This is a genomic window from Cryobacterium sp. TMN-39-2 (assembly GCF_004402745.1).
Classification (GTDB): domain Bacteria; phylum Actinomycetota; class Actinomycetes; order Actinomycetales; family Microbacteriaceae; genus Cryobacterium; species Cryobacterium zongtaii.
Window position 1 is genome coordinate 72,022 of sequence record NZ_SOFX01000034.1, and the last position, 17,253, is coordinate 89,274.

Here is a 17,253-nt window from a genome sequence, read left to right on the forward strand (position 1 = left end):
TTAGAGCACGAGCGTTGCGGTCAGCTGGTTCAGCGGCTCGCCGAGGGCGTTCACCTGGTCGGCGAAGGCCTTGATCTCGGCGGGCGTGAGGTCGGTGTAGAGGGTGAAGTCCTCGCCGACACGCTGGGCATCGAGCAGCTCCTGCAGCTCGGCGAACTCGCTGTCGAGGTCGGCGGCCAGGTCGGCGTCTTCCTCGAGCAGGATGTCGCGCACCCCGGCGTAGAGCACCTTGGCACCGTCGATGTTGGCCTGGAAGTCCCACAGGTCGGTGTGCGACCAGAACTCTTCCTCGCCGGTGACCTTGCCCGTGGCGACCTCGTCGAGCAGACCGATCGCGCCGTTGGTCTGCTGGGACAGGGTGAAGTCCAGATCCTGCACCTTCTCGTTCAGCGTCGTGGTGTCGGCTACGAGCAAGGTAGCCAGGTTCTGGCGCTGTTCAGGCGTGTACGCGGCGAAGCCGGCCTCCGCGTCGGCGGGCCAGAGGTCCTTCTCGATCGCGTGCCAGCCGGTCCAGTCCTGGCCTTCCTCGAGGTCGGCCTCACGGAGGTCCAGCTGCGGGTCGAGGTCGCCGAAAGATTCCGCCACGGTCTCCACGCGTTCCCAGTGGGCGCGGGTGGGGGCGTATAGGGCGCGGGCGGTGTCATCGTCGCCGGCCAGGTAGGCGTCGGCGAAGGCCTGGGTGCCGGTGAGGAGCTGAGCTACCTGATCGCGCACGTAGGCGGCGTAGTTGGCGTTGGCGACCTCGATGCGGGCGTCCAGGTCGGCATCCACCGTGACGTCAGTGCCGGAGTCGGTGACGGTGAAGGCCTTCTGGTCGATGCCCGCACCGATCATGCCGGGCTTGCAGGTGGTCACGTAGCGGCCGGGCATGAGCTGCACGACCAGGTCGCGGCTGAGGCCGGGGCCGATGTTCTCGACCTCGCCGACGATGCGCAGGCCGTCTTCGGCGAGCAGGTAGAACTCGGTGACCTGGTCGCCCGAGTTGGTGACCGTGAAGCTGAGGTTGCCGGACGGCGCCTCGGCGGCCGACACCGTGCAGGCATCCGCGCTGCTGTCGACGGTGAGGGCGGCCTGGGCCGAGTCGCTGCCGGTGGCGTTGGCGACGCAACCGGTGAGGGCAAGCAGGCCGACGGCTGAGGCGGCTACGAGGGGGAGGAGGCGGGCTCGCATGGGGGTCCTTAGAAGGGAGGCGGTGCGGGGCGTGGGGTCAGTGGGTGACAACCGCGGGTGCGGTCTGGGGGAGTACGGCGGACGGTGTCGGCGTCGGCTTCGCTTGCCGGCTCTTCACAATGAAGAGGGTCAGGGTGGGCACCACGTAGGCGATCCAGGCGAACATCTCCAGCCAGGTGGTGGCCGGCGAGAAGTTGAGGGTGCCCTTGAGCAGGGTGCCGTACCAGCTGTCCGGGGGGATCACGGCGGAGACGTTGAACGCGAGGGCGTTGAGTCCGGGCAGGATGCCGGCCTCCTGCAGGTCGTGCACCCCGTAGGAAAGCACTCCGGCGGCGACGATGATGAGGATGGCACCGGTCCAGGTGAAGAACCGGCTCAGGTTGATCTTGAGCATGCCGGAGTAGATCAGCCAGCCCAGGCCGACTGCGGTGAGGATGCCCAGGCTCGCCCCGACCAGCGGAAGCGTGGTCGCTCCGGTGGCCTGCACGGCCGCCCAGATGAACAGGGCCGTTTCGATGCCCTCGCGGCCGACGGCGAGGAACGCGACGAGAACCAGGCCCATTCCGGTGCCGGTGAGGTGCTTGTCGATGTTGCCGTGCAGGTGCCCCTTGAGGTCGCGGGCGGTGCGCAGCATCCAGAACACCATCCAGGTCACCAGCCCCGTCGCGATGATGGAGAGCAGCCCGCCGATGGTCTCCTGCGCGGCGAAGCTCAGGCCGTAGGTGCCGAAGGTGAGGATGGCGCCCAACAGGAGGGCGAGAAGCACGGCGAGGCCGACGCCCGCCCAGATCCGGGGGAGAACGTCGCGGCGGCCGATCTTGACCACATAGGCGATCAGGATCGTCACGATCAGCGCGGCTTCGAGTCCTTCGCGCAGGCCGATCAGGTAGTTTGCGAGCACAGTGCTTCCCGGTTGTTGTGGGTGGGGTGATGGGGCCAACAATTGGTAAGGCTTACCTTACCCACCCACTCTACGTAGGAACGCCGGATGTGTCCAGCTAAGATTTGTCAGCGGCCCCGGTGCCGCAGCACGTCTTGCCAACCGCGCTCGTCCACGTTGTTCAGGAGTCACCCATGCTTATGTCCGGGAACGGCGAACGGGTGGTCTTCGTGCTCGACGCACCCGGCGATGAATCGTTGCACACCGGCGGCACCATCGCCCGGCTCCTGGATGACGGCGCCGACGTCACCGTGCTCTTCGGGTCGGCGGCGCCGTACGACAGCGACGCATCCGCACCGACGACCGCATCCGCCGGTGCAGCGGATGTGGCAGCCGCCCGGGCGGCACTCGGTGAGACCGACCCTGCCCAGTGGCGGGTCCTGGCCGGCGAGCCGCAGGGTGCGCAGCGCCGTGCGGTGCTGGGCGAGGCCTTCGCCCAAGCGCACGCCACCGCCGTCGTGGCCGCCGCCGTGGACCCGGCCCTGCGCCAGGCCGCCGTCGACGCGGCAGGCGAGCAGGGTGTGCCGGTGTTCCTCAGCAGCCGGGTCTCGGCGGTGCCCGGCGTGCGGCTCACCGCGATCGACGTCAGCGACCACATTGACAAGAAACTGGCGGCCCTGGCCGCGTATCCCGGCCGGTGGCGGCTGGACGGCCGGGTGGTGCGTCTTTTCGACGGCACCGAGGCCCTCGTCACCGGCACCGAAACCTATGCCAGCGGTAGCGGCCCAGCCCAGCCGGCCGAGCTCGAGGCGCCAACGGTCGGATCCAGGCTGCTGGCCGTCCTGATGGCTCTCTTCGCCGGCGCGCTCTTCGGTGTTCTCGGCACCGTGGCGCACCAGACCACGATCGAACTGGGCTCCCTGACGATCCCTGTCGGCCTGACCCTGGCACTACTGGCCAGCGGCACCCTCCTGCTCGGGTTACGCCTGGTTGTGCACGACAGGCTCGTGGTCCTCGCCGCGGCGATCGGCCTGGTCGCCACGGTGTTCCTGCTGTCGCTGCGCAGCACCGGCGGCTCGGTGCTGGTGCCAGCCGGGGTGCCAGGCACGGTCTGGTCGATGGCGCCCGCGCTGTTCGCCGCCCTCGTCATCGCGTGGCCCCGAATTCCCGCCCGTCGGCCGACGGCGTAGACTGATCACTCTGTTCGTGAAGGGAATCCTGCCACTGTGACGTATGTCATCGCCTTGCCCTGCGTGGACGTCAAGGATCGCGCCTGCGTCGACGAATGCCCCGTCGACTGCATCTACGAGGGTGAACGCTCCCTCTATATCCACCCCGACGAGTGTGTCGACTGTGGAGCCTGCGAACCGGTCTGCCCGGTCGAGGCCATCTACTACGAAGACGACCTGCCCGAACAGTGGGCCGACTACTACAAGGCCAACGTCGAGTTCTTCGACGACATCGGCTCGCCCGGCGGCGCCGCCAAGGTCGGCGTCATCGCCAAGGACCACCCGGTGATCTCGGTGCTCCCGCCCCAGGTCCAGCACTAAAGGTGCTCAAACCACTTCCCGAGTACCCGTGGGATGCGATGCTGCCGTTCGCGCAGCTGGCCAGGGCCCACGCCGACGGCATCGTCGATCTCTCCATCGGGTCTCCGGTCGACCCCACCCCGCCCGTCGTGCAGGCCGCCCTGGCCTCCGCGACGGATGCGCACGCCTACCCGCAGACCACCGGCACCCCGGCGCTCCAGCACGCCATCATCGACTGGTACGCCCGTCGCCGCGGTGTGACCGGGCTGGCGGAGGAGAACGTGCTGCCCACCATCGGCTCGAAGGAACTGGTGGCGCTTCTGCCGTTCATGATCGGCGTCGGCGAGGGCGACACCGTCGTGCACCCGCGCGCCGCCTACCCCACCTACGCGATCGGCGCGGCCATGGCCGGGGCGGATGCGTTCCCCTCCGATGATCCCGCCGAGTGGCCGGAGACGACGCGGCTGATCTGGCTGAACAGCCCGGGCAACCCGGACGGGCGGGTGCTCCCCGTCGAGGTGCTTCGCGCCGCCGTGGCCCGCGCCCGCGAACTCGGCGCCGTGATCGTCAATGACGAGTGCTACGCCGAACTCGGCTGGGCCGCCCCGTGGGACGCGGAGCCGATCCCGAGCATCCTCGACCCCCGCGTCACCGACGGGGACACGCGTAACATCGTGGCGATCTACTCGCTGAGCAAGCAGTCCAACATGGCCGGCTACCGGGGCGCCTTCGCCGCCGGCAGCAGCGATGTGCTCGGCCGTCTGCTCACCGTGCGCAAGCACGCCGGCCTGATGCTGCCCGCCCCGTTGCAGGCCGCCATGGTCGCCGCGCTGGGCGACGACGAGCACGTGAGGGTGCAGCGCGAGCGCTACCGTGCCCGCCGCGAGGTGCTGCTGCCGGCGCTGGTCGCCGCGGGATTCCGCATCGAGAACAGCGAGGCCGGCCTGTACCTCTGGGCGACCGCCGGTGTCGACGCCTGGGACTCGATCCGGCAGCTCGCCGAGCTCGGTATCCTGGCCGGTCCCGGCCCGTTCTACGGCGACTTCTATCCCCGGCACGTACGGTTCTCGCTCACCGCCGACGACGAGCGCATCAACGCCGCCGCCGCCCGGCTGCGGGCTTTCGTCACGTCCTGACCCGGCTCCATTGCCGGGGCTGGACACCAGCGGCGGCCTGCCTAGGCTGAGGGCATGGCTGACACCGCGCATCCGGTCGACGACAGCGCTCCCCAGGACAGCTACGGCGTGAGCGTCGGGGCGCTGTACGCGCTCGTGTCCGAGCTGCCGGCGCATCCGCCCGTGACGCGGGGAAAGATCTTCAACGGCGACGGTGTGAAGGTGCAGGAGAAGGTGTTCGCGTTCATCGGCCGCAACGGCGACCTCGTCGCCAAGGTTCCGGAATCCCGGGTGCGCCAGCTGGTCTCCCAGCACACCGGGCGGCCTGTTGTGATGGGACGGCGCACCATGCGCGAATGGGTGCGGTTGCCGGCCGAGGCCGGGGTGGGCGCCTGGATCGAGGTGCTCGACGAGGCCTATCACTTCGGCCTGACCCGCCCGACCCGCTGAGCCACGAGGTCTGGTCGGCGGGCGGCTGCGGGCCGGAAAGCTCGGCGCGCCCGTCAGAAATCGGCTGTGACCTAGGGCCAATGGACTCTGGTCGATCTTGGCGGATGCAACAGTATGCCCCTCGGCGGAATAGGCTGTAAGCGGGTTATCGTTGCCAAGCACCACGAGCGTGCTGCGGCGGACCACCACAGACCAACAGCCGCAAGGCTTTGAAATCCAGGGAGGCGCCGTGAGCGACGTCGCGCAGCGAACACCATCCAATGAGCCGCAGTTCATCGATCGGCCCGTACCGGGTCCGCAGGTGGCCACTCTGACCTACCCGGGGGGCACGGCGCAGTTCCCGATCCTGGGCAGCACCGACGGCCCGTCCAGCATCGACATCGCGACGCTGACCAAGCAGACCGGCTACACCACGTTCGACTCCGGATTCGTGAACACGGCGGCAACGAAGTCAGCCATCACCTACATCGACGGCGAACACGGGATCCTGCGATACCGCGGCTACCCGATCGAACAGATCGCCCAGAATTCCAGCTTTCTCGAGACCGCGTGGCTCCTGATCTACGGCGAACTGCCCAGCGCAAGCGAACTGAGCGCGTTCGACACCCGCATCCGTCGGCACACCCTGCTGCACGAAGACCTGCGCCGCTTCTACGACGCCCTGCCGCACAACGCGCACCCGATGTCGGTGCTCTCGGCCGGCGTCTCCGCGCTGTCGACCTACTACCAGGACTCCCTGGACCCCAAGGATCCCGAACAGGTCGAACTGTCGATGATCCGGCTGCTCGCCAAGCTGCCCGTGATGGCCGCATACGCGCACAAAAAGAGCATCGGCCACGCGTTCCTGTACCCGGACAACTCGCTGAGCTTCGTGGACAACTTCATCAAGCTCAACTTCGGCACCCTCGCCGAGCCGTACGTGGTGAACCCCGTCGTGAGCAAGGCGCTCGAACGTCTGCTGATGCTGCACGAAGACCACGAGCAGAACGCGTCCACCTCGGCCGTGCGCCTGGTCGGTTCCACCGAGGCCAACCTGTTCGCGTCGGTCTCCGGCGGCATCAACGCTCTCTCCGGCCCGCTGCACGGCGGCGCCAACGAGGCCGTGCTGACCATGCTCCACGAGATCAAGGCCTCCGGCGAAGGCGTGCAGAAGTACGTCGAGCGGGTCAAGAACAAGGAAGCCGGCGTGCGTCTGATGGGCTTCGGCCACCGGGTCTACAAGAACTACGACCCGCGCGCCAAGCTGGTCAAGGAGAGCGCCGACGCGGTACTCGAGGCCCTCGGCGTCAAGGACGACCTGCTCGACATCGCCAAGGAGCTCGAGTTCATCGCACTGAACGACGACTACTTCAAGGAGCGCAAGCTCTACCCCAACGTCGACTTCTACACCGGCGTGATCTATAAGGCGATGGGCTTCCCGCCGCGCATGTTCACGGTGCTGTTCGCGATCGGCCGGCTGCCCGGCTGGATCGCGCACTGGCGCGAGATGAACCTGGACACGACCACCAAGATCGGCCGCCCGCAGCAGCTGTACACGGGTTCGGTCGCCCGCGACTACCCGCAGCGCTAAGCCGGCGGATGCGAAAAAGCCCCTTCCCATCGGGAAGGGGCTTTTTCTTGGGCAGGTCGTTAGGCGTGCAGGGCGGCGTTCAGCACGATGCCGGCCGAGCGGGGGAGCACCTCGACCGCGCCGGTGAGGGAGTTGCGGCGGAAGAGCAGGTTCGGCACACCGGAGAGGTCCTTGGCCTTGGCCGTGCGCGGGGCGCCATCGGCCGTGCGCGCGGCATCCAGCAGCACCACCTTGGTGCCGGCGGTGACGTACAGGCCCGCCTCCACCACGGAGTCATCACCGATCGAGATGCCGATGCCCGAGTTGGCGCCGAGCAGCGCGCGCTCCCCGATGGTGACCCGCTGGGTGCCACCGCCGGAGAGCGTGCCCATGATGGATGCGCCGCCGCCGATGTCGGCGCCGTCACCGACCACGACACCCTGGGACACGCGGCCCTCGACCATCGAGACGCCCAGGGTGCCGGCGTTGAAGTTCACGAAGCCCTCGTGCATGACGGTGGTGCCGGGGGACAGGTAGGCACCCAGGCGCACCCTGGAGGCGTCGGCGATGCGCACCCGGTCCGGGGAGACGTAGTTGAGCAGCGGCGGGAACTTGTCCAGGCCCGTGGCGGCGATGCCGTGGCGCATGAGCGACGGCCGCAGGCGATCGAAGTCGGCGGGCAGTACCGGGCCGGCGTTGGTCCAGACGACGTTGGGCAGGTGGCCGAAGATGCCGTCGAGGTTGAGAGTGTTCGGCTTGACCAGCAGGTGTGAGAGCAGGTGCAGGCGGAGGTAGGCATCCGATGTGCTCGCGGGGGGCGACTGCAGGTCGATCTCGACGGTGACGGCCTCGAGACGCACGTTGCGGCGGGCGTCGGGGCCGGCGGCCTCTTCCAGCTCTGTGGGCACGATCCACCGGTCGCGGTCGGCGGGCAGCGCACCCAGCTTCGGCGCCGGGAACCAGGTGTCCAGCACGGTGCCGTCACCGGCGATCGTGGCCAGGCCATACCCCCAGGCGTGAGTGGCGGCTGTCTGTTCTGCGGGGGGAGGGGCGGTGACCATGGCTCTAGATTAGTAGCCGTAGATTGGTACAGTGCCTTCCGACCGAACGATAGACCCGTCCGTTCCCGCCCTCGACCTGTCTGCCTCGTCGATCGAGCTGACCCGCGCCCTCTGCGATGTGGAGTCGGTGTCCGGCAACGAAACGCCGCTCGCCGACGCGATCGAGGCCGCCCTGGCCGGCTCCGCGCACCTGGAAGTGATCCGCGACGGCGACACCATCGTGGCCCGCACCAATCTGGGCCGTGCTCAGCGCGTGGTGATCGCCGGGCACATCGACACCGTGCCGCTGAACGAGAACCTGCCCACCCGGTTCGAGACCGACGGCGACGTCGACTACCTCTGGGGTCGCGGCACCGTGGACATGAAGGCCGGCGTTGCCGTGCAACTCAAGCTCGCCGCCGAGCTCGCCGACACCAGCGTCGACGTGACCTGGATGTGGTACGACCACGAGGAGGTCAACGCCGATCTCAACGGGCTCGGCCGGCTGGCCGCCAACCGTCCCGACCTGTTCGAGGGCGACTTCGCGATCCTCGGCGAACCGAGCAACAGCCAGGTCGAGGGCGGCTGCAACGGCAACGTGCGGATCGAGGTGCGCACCTTCGGCAAGCGGGCGCACTCCGCCCGTGCCTGGGTGGGCGAGAACGCCATCCACAAGGCCGCCCCGATCCTGGACATCCTCGCCGGCTACACCCCGCGTGAGGTGGAGGTGGAGGGCCTGGTCTACCGGGAGGGCCTGAACGCCGTGGGGATCAGCGGCGGCATCGCCGGCAACGTCATCCCCGACGAGTGCATGGTGCACGTGAACTACAGGTTCGCGCCCAGCCGCACGGCCGCGGAGGCCGTGGCGCACCTGGAAGACCTCTTCGCCGGCTTCGACATCACCGTGGTCGACCTCGCCGAGGGCGCCCGCCCCGGCCTGGACGCCCCGCTCGCGCTGAAGTTCCTCGAGGCCGTCGGCGCGGAGCCGCGCCCCAAGTACGGCTGGACCGATGTCGCCAGGTTCTCCGCCCTGGGCATCCCGGCCGTCAACTACGGCCCCGGTGACCCGCTCAAGGCGCACGCCGATGACGAGCGGGTGGCGCTGACCCAGATCACCGACTGCGAGGACGCCCTGCGCGCCTGGCTGACCGCGCCCATCGGCTGACCGTGACCCCGACCCGTTCGCCGGTCCGCCCGGTCCGCCGGGGTCTTCCCGGCGCCCTCCCGGCCCGGTGGCGGGCCCGGTACCGGCTGGTGCCCTGGTGGCAAAAGGTTCTGGCGATCTGGCTGGCCTCCCGGGTGGTTACGACATCGCTGGTGCTTGTGCTGGCGAGTGTGCAGGGGCAGAACGCCTGGACGACAGCCAGGCCCGGCTATACGGCGTTCGCCACCATGTGGGACGGCCTTTGGTACAACATCGTCGGTGTCGGCGGTTACCCGACGGTGCTGCCGGTTACCGCGGACGGTCACGTCGGCGAGAACGCCTGGGCGTTCATGCCGGGCTACCCGGCGGTGGTGCGGGTGCTGATGCTGGTCACCGGGGCCCCGTGGGCGCCGGTGGCGGTGTTCGTGTCGGTGGTCTGCAGCCTCGGCACCGCGCTGCTGTTCTACAGGCTGATGCGGCGGGTGCAGACGCCGTCAACGGCGCTGTTCTCGGTCCTGCTTTTCTGCGTCGCCCCGCTCTCGCCGCTGCTGCAGTTCGGCTACGCCGAGTCGATGCACCTGCTGCTGCTCACCCTGGCCCTGCTGCTCCTGCTGGAGCGGCGTTACCTGGTGCTGGTGCCCGTGATCGCCGTGATGGCCCTGACCCGGCCCAGCGGGCTGGCTTTCGCCCTGTTCCTGGCCCTGCACGTCGGCTACCGCTGGTACAGCCGCGCCCGCGATCCGTTCCCGGTGCAGGAGGCTGTCACCGCCTCATTCGTGGCCGTTTTCAGTGGGGTGATGGGCCTGGCCTGGCCGGGGATCGCCTGGCTGGTGACGGGGTCCGTCACCGCGTACACCGACACTGAACTGGCCTGGCGGTCGGCGTACATCGGCTACCAGGAGCTGGTGCCGTTTGCGGCCTGGTTCCAGAGCGGGGTGTGGTGGCTGGGGGCACCTCTGGGCATCATCGCCGTTGTCGCGCTGATCGTCGCCTTCACACTGGTGATGTTCTCGCCGGCGGTGAAGAGCCTGGGTGTGGACCTGCGGCTCTGGGTAGCCTCGTACGCGCTCTACCTGCTCGCGGTGTTCTTTCCGCAATCGAGTGTGTTCAGGCTGCTGATGCCGATGTTCCCGCTGCTCGGAGCGCTCGCCACGCCGCGAAACGCCGTGTACCGCGTTGTGGTCACACTGGCGTTGATCTGCGCCCAGTGGGGCTGGCTTTTGCTCTGTTGGGGCGTGGACGGTGCGGATTGGACCCCGCCCTAATTACTGTCTGACGGCCGAATGGTCGATAATAGGAGTACAGACTACGAATGGAAGGGGAGTTCATGGCGGCCATGAAGCCACGGACCGGAGACGGACCAATGGAGGCTGTAAAGGAGGGGCGCCTGATCATCGTGCGTGTACCGCTCGAAGGTGGGGGTCGGCTCGTCGTCTCTGTGAACGACGCAGAAGCCAAGGAGCTTCACGATGCGCTCGCGGGCGTAGTTGCCCCGGCCGTGTAGTAATTCTGTAAGACAGGTTTTCAGCTGATCGGCTGTGCGGTTCTCCGCACAGCCGATTGCTGTATCCGTAGCGAGGCTACGCGCGCAGCTTCGTGATCTGGAGCAGGCCGTCGCCGACGGGGGAGAGCGCGCTGATCACGGCCTTGGACGAGGCGATCTCGTTGAGCAGGGTGCGGAAGCCCGTGGCGACGTCGTCGCGCTGCACAGGGTCGGCCACCCGGCCACGCCAGAGCGCGTGCGCCACCAGGACGGTGCCGCCCGGCCGGGCCAGGCGCAGGCCGTGCTCGACGTACTCGATGACCGACTGCGGGTCGGCATCCACGAACACGATGTCGTAGGAGTTCTCGTTCATGCGCGGCAGGACCTCGGCGGCGCGTCCGGTGATGAGTCGTACCCGGTTGGTGGGGATGCCGGCCTCGTGGAAATTGGCCTTGGCGTGCTGCAGGTGATCAACCTCGATGTCGATCGAGGTGAGGGTGGCACCGGGAGCACCGGTGAGCAGCCAGATGCCCGACACGCCGGCACCCGTGCCGACCTCGAGGATGCTGCGGGCTCCGGTGGCCGCGGCGATGACGGCCGACTGCGCGCCCACCGAGGGCGCGATGGCGTCGATGCCGAGCTCGAGGGACTGCTGCCGGGCTCGTGCCAGGGCGTCGCTCTCCACCACCGAGTCGTCGGCGAATTTCCAATTCAGATCTTTGTCAGACATTCCGCAACTCCAGTAGATGATTAGGTCAAGACTACGGCTGTGCGGCCCGTGGTTCGGGGATGCCTCGCCGGGGGGATATTCTGAGGGCATGTTCGGTCTGACGTTCGAGAAACTCCTGCTCATCGGGATCATCGCCGTCTTCCTGCTCGGACCCGAGAAGTTGCCGCACTATGCGGCCCAACTCGGCCGGCTGGTGCGCCAGCTTCGCGACATGGCCAATGGCGCCAAGGACCGGATGAAAGACGAGATGGGTCCGGAATTCGACGACGTCGACTGGAAGAAACTCGACCCCAGGCAGTATGACCCGCGCCGGATCATCCGTGAAGCCCTCATCGAGGACGAGCCCGTGAAGGGCAAGTCCGCCGTGGTCGGCCGCACCGGGCCGAACCCCGACAGTGCCTACCTGCAGCGGAAGCGTGCCAGGGAAGGCGCCTTGATCGGGCCCGCGCCGTTCGACTCCGAGGCCACCTAACCGGCGAGTTGCAGCGCGAGGTCGCCCCGGAAGGGGGGAACCGTGGAACGCTCGCCGGCGTGGACCGGGCGTAGCCTTGCCAGAGAGAGTGGGCTGGCGCTGTGACGCTGTAGGCCCCGGGGGGAAGGTCGCATCATGCGCAACACACGTAGCCGCCTCATGATGGTGGGAGTCGTCGCGGGGGTCGCCGTTCTGTCGGTGGGTGCGACGGCCTTCGCGGCAGGGCAGGATTCGCGGCCCGCGTCCAACGTGGTGGCGGCGGAATCGGTTCCGACGGCCAGGGCAACACCATTGGCCACGCCGTCGACCGTCCCCGCACCGGTGATTGAGACACCGACCGCTGTCGCGCCGGCTGACAGCGATGCGCCCGACGAGGTTGTCGTGGCAGACGACACCACGAATACCGACAGCGAGAACGGCGACGGCCCGAGCGGCGAGGACCCCTCCGGTGTCGAGGGCGACGGCAACGTCGTCGAGGTGCGCACGCCCAACCCGGATGCTGTTCCCGATACGCCCGCGGAGTACGAGCACTTCTACGGATTGATCACGGAGTGCATGGCGGAGGCCGGGTTCGACTGGCACGGCGTCTGGCTGGGTATCGACAGTGAGTTCGCGGGTGTGGACATGACCTCGCTCGGAGACGTCGAACCCGGATCGCAGGCCGGGTTCACCCTGGCCCTGTACGGCGACACGGGTGCCGGCGACTACTACCACTGGGCGGATGCCGGCTGCTGGGGCAATGCCGTGCACGTCACCGGCAACGACGGCAACAACTAGCACCCTCGTACGCAACTCACCGCGGAGGCGGCGGCTAGCGACGCCTCGCCGCTTTGAGGGTGCGCGCCAGGAGGAGCATCGGGCCGACCATGCGGCCGAACTGCTGCCCGTTGACGGGCAGGGTGAGCGCGCCCGTGGCCCGGGAGATGGTGACCGGGTTCACGAAGCGCAGCAAGCCTTCCGGTCCATTGCGACGGCCCAGACCGGAGTCCTTCACCCCGCCCATTGGGGCGTCCACGGCGGAGAACGACCCTCGGTAGCCCTCGTTGACGTTCACACTGCCGGCCTCCAGCGCCTCGGCGACCCGCAGACCACGCCGGGCCGAGCCGCTGAGCACCGACGCGTTGAGCCCGTAGTCGCTGTCGTTGGCGGCCAGGATGGCCTCCTGCTCCGAGTCGACGACCGACACCGCCACCACCGGGCCGAAAGTCTCGCCGGCGTGGCAGAGCATGCCGGGGGTGACCCCGGTGAGGATGGTCGGTTCGTAGAAATACGGGCCGAGGTCGGGCCGGGCCCGTCCGCCGGCCTGCACGGTGGCGCCGTGGGCGAGAGCGTCGGCGACGTGTTCGGTGACCCGCTCGAGCTGCGCCTGCGAGGTGAGCGACCCCACATCCGTGCTGTAATCCAGCGCCGAACCGAGGATCAGGGCGCGGGTGACCGTGACGAACTCGCGCAGGAACTGATCGGACACCGCGCGCTGCACGTAGATGCGCTCGATCGACACGCACAGCTGACCCATCGAGGAGAAACAGGCGTAGGCGGCCTGCGCGGCGGCGCGGTGCGGGTCGACGTCGTCGAGCACGATCATCGGGTTCTTGCCGCCCAGTTCCAGCGACGCCCCGGTGAGGGTGCTCGCCGCCTGGGCGCCTACCCGAAGCCCGGTGGCGGTCGACCCGGTGAAGCAGACGTAGTCAGCGCCGGCCGTGACGGCCCCGCCGATCTCGGCGCCGTCGCCGGTCACCACGGCCCACAGGTCGGCGGGCACGCCCGCGTCGATGAACGCGCGGCGCAGCAGCAGGATGCTCAGCGCCCCCTGGTTGTCGGCCTTCTGCACGACCCCGCAGCCGGCGGCCAGCGCGGGCACCACGTCCATCGCGGCCAGGCTCAGCGGAAAGTTCCACGGCGTGATGACCCCGGCGACGCCCTTGGGTCGGTAGCGCACCCGGGTGGTGACCAGGACCGGCAGGCCGGAGCGGCGCGTTTCCCCGCCCAACACCCGGCGGGCGGCCAGGGCGTTGTACCGGGTGACGCCGGCGGCCTGGAAGACCTCCTCGAACGCCTGCCCCCTGGTCTTGCCGGTCTCGGTCTGCAGGGTGTCCAGGAGGCTCTCCCGGCGGGCGAGCAGCAGGTCGTGGGCGCGCAGGAGCACCGCCCGGCGGTGCGCGAAACCCGCGCGGGCCCAACCGATCTGGGCGAGGCGGGCGCGAGCGTACGCATCCGCCACATCTACGGTGCTGCTCACCGGCAGGGTGTGCAGCTCTGTGCCGGTGAACGGGCCGATGACGCCCACGGTCTCACCCGTGGTCGAGCAGATGTCGCGGGCCAATTCGACGGTGAACGGGAGTACCGGGGCGGTTGCGGTCAGCGTTGGCGCAGTCATGCTGGCCAGTTTAGACAGGCTTACCGACAAGCGGCGGGGGGCGCTCAGCGCGGGCTGATGCCCAGGCTCAGCCCGGCCAGGCCGCGGCCCCTGGTGGCCAGCGTGGCGGCGATGGCCTGGATGGCCTCGGCGGCCGGGTCGGCGGGGTCACCGAGTACCACGGGCAGTCCGGTGTCGCCGCCGCTACGGAGGGCCACGCTGAGCGGCACCTGGCCGAGCAGCGGCACCGGGCTGTCCTGGCCCGCCGAGAGCCGGGCGGCCACGTCGGCGCCGCCGCCGGCGCCGAAGATTTCCAGCAGGGTGCCGTCCGGCTGCATCAGCCCCGACATATTCTCGATCACTCCGTAGATCTTCTGGCCGGTCTGCCTGGCGACGGCGCCGCTTCGTTCGGAGATGTCGGACGCGGCCGGTTGCGGCGTGGTGACCACGATGACCTCGGCGTGCGGAAGCAGCTGGCCCACCGAGATGGCGATGTCGCCGGTGCCCGGCGGCAGGTCGAGCAACAGGATGTCGAGATCGCCGAAGTACACCTCGGTGAGGAACTGGGTGATGGTTCGGTGCAGCATCGGTCCGCGCCAGGCGACGGCCACCGAGGTGTCGTCGACGAACATGCCGATGGAGATGACCTTCACGTCGAAGCCGATCGGCGGCAGGATCATGTCACCGACCTGGGTGGGCTTGACCATGCCGGGCTGACCGCCGGGGGTCGCCGGCGGGGTGACCAAGCCGAGCAGCCCGGGGATCGAGAAGCCGTACACATCGGCGTCGACGATACCCACCCGCAGGCCCCGCGCGGCGAGGGCCACCGCGAGGTTGGCGGTGACGGTGGACTTGCCCACGCCGCCCTTGCCGCTGGTGATGGCGTAGATCTGGGTGAGCGAGTCAGGGGAGAACTGCAGGCTGCGCGCGCCCTGACCGCCGCGCAGCTTCTCGGTCATGGTCCGGCGCTGCTCCGGCGTCATCACCGAGACCAGCACCCGGGCCAGGCCCGCGCCGACGACCGACTCGGTGGCTTCGCGCACATCCGTTTCGATCCGGGTCGCCGCGGGGCAGCCGGCGATGGTGAGGCGGATGCTCACCGTCGCGCCGCCGTCGGCGTCGATCGTGACGTCGGAGACCATGTCGAGTTCGGTGATGGGTTTGCGGATCTCCGGGTCGATGACGCGGGTCAGAGCGGCGCGCACCCTGTCGTCGGCCGAGTGGTGGTCAGTCAAACGGGTGCGCCTCGTGCGGGGCGGATCGCTCGATGGTGCCGCGGCTGTCGCGGGGACTGGCCTCACGTTCCCGGCTTTCCAGCTCCCGGCTGTCCCGGTCCCTGGCGGCCTCGCGTTCGCGGCGTTCCTGTTCGTCGCGCTGGTCGAGGTTGTCGAGCAGGGCGCGCAGTTCGGCGCGCAGGAAGTCCTTCGAGGCGAGGTCCTTCATGCCCAAGCGCAGCGCCACGACCTCACGGGCGAGGTACTCGGTGTCGGCGAGGTTGCGTTCGGCGCGCTGACGGTCCTGTTCGAACTGCACCCGGTCACGGTCATCCTGCCGGTTCTGTGCGAGCAGGATCAGCGGTGCCGCGTAGGACGCCTGCAGCGACAGCACCAGGGTGAGCGCGATGAAGCCCAGCTCGATGGAGTCGAAACGGAGGCCCTCGGGGGAGAGAGTGTTCCAGCCGACCCAGAAGACCACGAGGGCGCTCAGCCCCAGCAGGAACCAGGGCGTGCCCATGCCGCGGGCGATCGCCTCGGTGAACCGGCCGAACCTGTCGTTGCTGCGCCCGTTGCGCTTACGACCGACGAGGTTAGTGGTGCGCAGGCCCTTGGGCGTGTCGAGGCGTAGTTCGCTCTTGTTAGCGCGTGCCATTGCCGTGCCTCCGTACTCCCGGCAGCGGGATGCTTCCTGTTACCAGCTGGGTTCTGGCCGTGGCACGTTTGCGTACCTCGTCGCCGTCGTCGTGACTTCGCCAGTCGTCCGGCAGCAGGTAGTCGAGCACGTCATCAATCGTCACCACCCCGACGAGTCGGTGGTTTTCGTCGACCACGGGAACGGAGACCAGGTCGTAGCTGGCGAGGATGCGGCTGACTTCGGCCGCCGAGGTGTCCGCGGTGACCGGGTCCAGACCGAGGTCCAGCAGCGTGCCGAGGCGCTCGTGCGGCGGGTAGCGCAGCATCCGCTGGAAGTGCACCATGCCCAGGAACCGGCCGGTGGGCGGTTCGTAGGGCGGCAGGGTGACGCAGATCGCCGCACCGAGCGCCGGCGCGAGGTCGTGCCGGCGGATGAGGGCCAGCCCCTCGGCGACGGTGGCGTCGGCGGAGACGATGATCGGCTCGGTGGTCATCAGGCCACCGGCGGTGTCTGGAGCGTAGGAGAGCAGGAACCTGACGTCGTCGGCTTCTTCGGGCTCCATCAGGTCGAGCAGGTGCTCGCCGCGCTCCTCTGGCAGCTGTGCGATGAGGTCGGCCGCGTCGTCTGGCTGCATGTGGTCGAGCACCTCTGCGGCGCGTGAGTCGCCGAGCCGGGTGAGGATGCCCACCTGCTCGCTTTCGGGCATCTCCTCGAGCACGTCCGCCAGACGGCCGTCGGGCAGTTCCTCTGCCACCTCGAACATGCGCTGGCGCGGCAGGTCGAGCAGGGTGTTCGCGAGGTCGGCGGGCTTCATGTCCGAGTAGGTCGCGATGAGCTGCTCGGCGGACTGGGCCTCACCGGCCGTGACCTTCTCGTAGACCTCGGCCCAGTTGGCGAACGCCGTGGCCCCCTTGGTGAAGGGCGATGAACTGGTCTTGGGGCGGCGCACGAAGAGCTGGCTGATGGCCCAGTCGCCCTGGGCGGACTCCTCGATGGCCACGTCCTCGATGGAGGCTTCGCCTGAACCGTCGTTGAACGCGACCCGGCGGCCGAGCATCTCGGCGATCACGCGCACCTCGCCGCCGCGCTGCTCGAACCGGCGCACATTGATCAGCCCGGTGGTGATGATCTGGCCGCTGCCGATGCTGGTGACCCTGCCGATGGAGACGAACACCCGGCGCTTGCCGGGAATTTCGACGATGAGGCCGACCACGCGGGGCGGGTCGTCTTTTCGGTAGACCACGAGCACATCGCGAACCTTGCCCACACGGTCGCCCGCGGGGTCGAAGACGTTGCACCCGGCCAGGCGGGCGACGAAGACTCTGGTGTTTGCCACACCTATAACTTAGCTTGTGCAGGCTCCACAACCGCCGTGCCGGATGCGCGGAGCAGCACCTCCGGTACGGTGCGGGCCCGGGCGGGCGGCGCAACCGTTTGGCTGATCATCGAGCCATTCTCCCAACGGATGCACAGCCAGCTCATCG

The 17,253-nt window shown here is 68.8% G+C and carries 18 protein-coding genes; 10 read left to right on the forward strand and 8 right to left on the reverse strand.

Translation table 11 applies throughout. The features are described from left to right. Together efeO and efeU are read right to left on the reverse strand one after the other, a co-directional pair. Positions 1-1,170, reverse strand: coding sequence for an iron uptake system protein EfeO (gene efeO, locus E3O57_RS12760; protein WP_103459498.1), 1,170 nt, complete (start codon positions 1,168-1,170; stop codon positions 1-3). Between the two features lie 37 nt (positions 1,171-1,207). Then, complete coding sequence (gene efeU / locus E3O57_RS12765; RefSeq protein WP_103459497.1) at positions 1,208-2,071, reverse strand: iron uptake transporter permease EfeU; 864 nt, start codon at positions 2,069-2,071, stop codon at positions 1,208-1,210. A 173-nt stretch (positions 2,072-2,244) separates the two neighbouring features. Here efeU and E3O57_RS12770 point away from each other — a divergent pair, with 173 nt between their 5' ends. The 5 genes from E3O57_RS12770 (at position 2,245) to E3O57_RS12790 (ending at position 6,714) form a co-directional block, all read left to right on the forward strand. Then, positions 2,245-3,240, forward strand: coding sequence for a hypothetical protein (locus E3O57_RS12770; protein WP_133159854.1), 996 nt, complete (start codon positions 2,245-2,247; stop codon positions 3,238-3,240). Positions 3,241-3,276: 36 nt separating this feature from the next. Further along, complete coding sequence (gene fdxA / locus E3O57_RS18925) at positions 3,277-3,600, forward strand: ferredoxin (RefSeq protein WP_066594116.1); 324 nt, start codon at positions 3,277-3,279, stop codon at positions 3,598-3,600. A 2-nt stretch (positions 3,601-3,602) separates the two neighbouring features. Continuing rightward, on the forward strand, positions 3,603-4,715 hold the full coding sequence (gene dapC, locus E3O57_RS12780; protein ID WP_088455622.1) for a succinyldiaminopimelate transaminase: 1,113 nt from the start codon (positions 3,603-3,605) through the stop codon (positions 4,713-4,715). 54 nt (positions 4,716-4,769) lie between these two features. Further along, complete coding sequence (locus tag E3O57_RS12785; protein WP_088455623.1) at positions 4,770-5,144, forward strand: hypothetical protein; 375 nt, start codon at positions 4,770-4,772, stop codon at positions 5,142-5,144. 274 nt (positions 5,145-5,418) lie between these two features. Beyond that, on the forward strand, positions 5,419-6,714 hold the full coding sequence (locus E3O57_RS12790) for a citrate synthase (protein WP_198416834.1): 1,296 nt from the start codon (positions 5,419-5,421) through the stop codon (positions 6,712-6,714). 59 nt (positions 6,715-6,773) lie between these two features. On the opposite strand, the gene dapD is transcribed toward E3O57_RS12790, so the two are convergent. Further along, positions 6,774-7,754, reverse strand: coding sequence for a 2,3,4,5-tetrahydropyridine-2,6-dicarboxylate N-succinyltransferase (gene dapD, locus E3O57_RS12795; RefSeq protein ID WP_103480132.1), 981 nt, complete (start codon positions 7,752-7,754; stop codon positions 6,774-6,776). Between the two features lie 31 nt (positions 7,755-7,785). Between dapD and dapE the strand changes: the two genes are divergently transcribed. From dapE to E3O57_RS12810, 3 genes are all read left to right on the forward strand, one after another. Then, positions 7,786-8,898, forward strand: coding sequence for a succinyl-diaminopimelate desuccinylase (gene dapE, locus E3O57_RS12800; protein ID WP_103459493.1), 1,113 nt, complete (start codon positions 7,786-7,788; stop codon positions 8,896-8,898). A 2-nt stretch (positions 8,899-8,900) separates the two neighbouring features. After that, positions 8,901-10,142, forward strand: coding sequence for a hypothetical protein (locus E3O57_RS12805; protein ID WP_241990406.1), 1,242 nt, complete (start codon positions 8,901-8,903; stop codon positions 10,140-10,142). Between the two features lie 62 nt (positions 10,143-10,204). Beyond that, a complete protein-coding gene (locus E3O57_RS12810; RefSeq protein ID WP_088457918.1) occupies positions 10,205-10,381 on the forward strand; it encodes a DUF3117 domain-containing protein in 177 nt (58 codons plus the stop codon). Positions 10,382-10,457: 76 nt separating this feature from the next. On the opposite strand, the gene E3O57_RS12815 is transcribed toward E3O57_RS12810, so the two are convergent. Then, positions 10,458-11,090 (reverse strand): O-methyltransferase, encoded by a 633-nt coding sequence (locus E3O57_RS12815; protein WP_088455626.1) that lies wholly within the window; start codon positions 11,088-11,090, stop codon positions 10,458-10,460. Between the two features lie 88 nt (positions 11,091-11,178). Here E3O57_RS12815 and E3O57_RS12820 point away from each other — a divergent pair, with 88 nt between their 5' ends. Both E3O57_RS12820 and E3O57_RS12825 read left to right on the forward strand, forming a co-directional pair. Then, a complete protein-coding gene (locus E3O57_RS12820) occupies positions 11,179-11,562 on the forward strand; it encodes a twin-arginine translocase TatA/TatE family subunit (protein ID WP_103459492.1) in 384 nt (127 codons plus the stop codon). 135 nt (positions 11,563-11,697) lie between these two features. Beyond that, entirely contained in the window at positions 11,698-12,339 is a 642-nt protein-coding gene (locus tag E3O57_RS12825; RefSeq protein WP_133159853.1) for a hypothetical protein, read from the forward strand. A 34-nt stretch (positions 12,340-12,373) separates the two neighbouring features. On the opposite strand, the gene E3O57_RS12830 is transcribed toward E3O57_RS12825, so the two are convergent. The 4 genes from E3O57_RS12830 to E3O57_RS12845 are packed head-to-tail and all read right to left on the reverse strand — an operon-like array spanning position 12,374 to position 17,105. Beyond that, a complete protein-coding gene (locus E3O57_RS12830) occupies positions 12,374-13,939 on the reverse strand; it encodes a succinic semialdehyde dehydrogenase (protein ID WP_103480131.1) in 1,566 nt (521 codons plus the stop codon). 44 nt (positions 13,940-13,983) lie between these two features. Beyond that, the gene (locus tag E3O57_RS12835) at positions 13,984-15,153 is read right to left on the reverse strand and encodes a P-loop NTPase (protein WP_241990407.1); all 1,170 of its coding nucleotides are present in this window, start codon (positions 15,151-15,153) and stop codon (positions 13,984-13,986) included. Continuing rightward, entirely contained in the window at positions 15,146-15,787 is a 642-nt protein-coding gene (locus E3O57_RS12840) for a DUF1003 domain-containing protein (RefSeq protein ID WP_088455631.1), read from the reverse strand. The genes E3O57_RS12835 and E3O57_RS12840 overlap by 8 nt, the downstream gene beginning before the upstream one ends. Next, positions 15,774-17,105, reverse strand: a complete 1,332-nt coding sequence (locus E3O57_RS12845; protein WP_088455632.1) for a magnesium transporter MgtE N-terminal domain-containing protein — start codon at positions 17,103-17,105, stop codon at positions 15,774-15,776. The genes E3O57_RS12840 and E3O57_RS12845 overlap by 14 nt, the downstream gene beginning before the upstream one ends. Positions 17,106-17,253 lie beyond the last annotated feature (148 nt).

What these genes read in the sequence shown, in the direction of transcription:
- E3O57_RS12810 (WP_088457918.1), top strand. Translation starts at nt 10,205, where the DNA reads ATGGCGGCCATGAAGCCACGGACCGGAGACGGACCAATGGAGGCTGTA.
- E3O57_RS12815 (WP_088455626.1), bottom strand. Translation starts at nt 11,090, where the DNA reads ATGTCTGACAAAGATCTGAATTGGAAATTCGCCGACGACTCGGTGGTG.
- E3O57_RS12840 (WP_088455631.1), bottom strand. Translation starts at nt 15,787, where the DNA reads ATGGCACGCGCTAACAAGAGCGAACTACGCCTCGACACGCCCAAGGGC.
- E3O57_RS12825 (WP_133159853.1), top strand. Translation starts at nt 11,698, where the DNA reads ATGCGCAACACACGTAGCCGCCTCATGATGGTGGGAGTCGTCGCGGGG.
- E3O57_RS12830 (WP_103480131.1), bottom strand. Translation starts at nt 13,939, where the DNA reads ATGACTGCGCCAACGCTGACCGCAACCGCCCCGGTACTCCCGTTCACC.
- E3O57_RS12785 (WP_088455623.1), top strand. Translation starts at nt 4,770, where the DNA reads ATGGCTGACACCGCGCATCCGGTCGACGACAGCGCTCCCCAGGACAGC.
- E3O57_RS12820 (WP_103459492.1), top strand. Translation starts at nt 11,179, where the DNA reads ATGTTCGGTCTGACGTTCGAGAAACTCCTGCTCATCGGGATCATCGCC.
- E3O57_RS12770 (WP_133159854.1), top strand. Translation starts at nt 2,245, where the DNA reads ATGCTTATGTCCGGGAACGGCGAACGGGTGGTCTTCGTGCTCGACGCA.
- dapD (WP_103480132.1), bottom strand. Translation starts at nt 7,754, where the DNA reads ATGGTCACCGCCCCTCCCCCCGCAGAACAGACAGCCGCCACTCACGCC.
- efeO (WP_103459498.1), bottom strand. Translation starts at nt 1,170, where the DNA reads ATGCGAGCCCGCCTCCTCCCCCTCGTAGCCGCCTCAGCCGTCGGCCTG.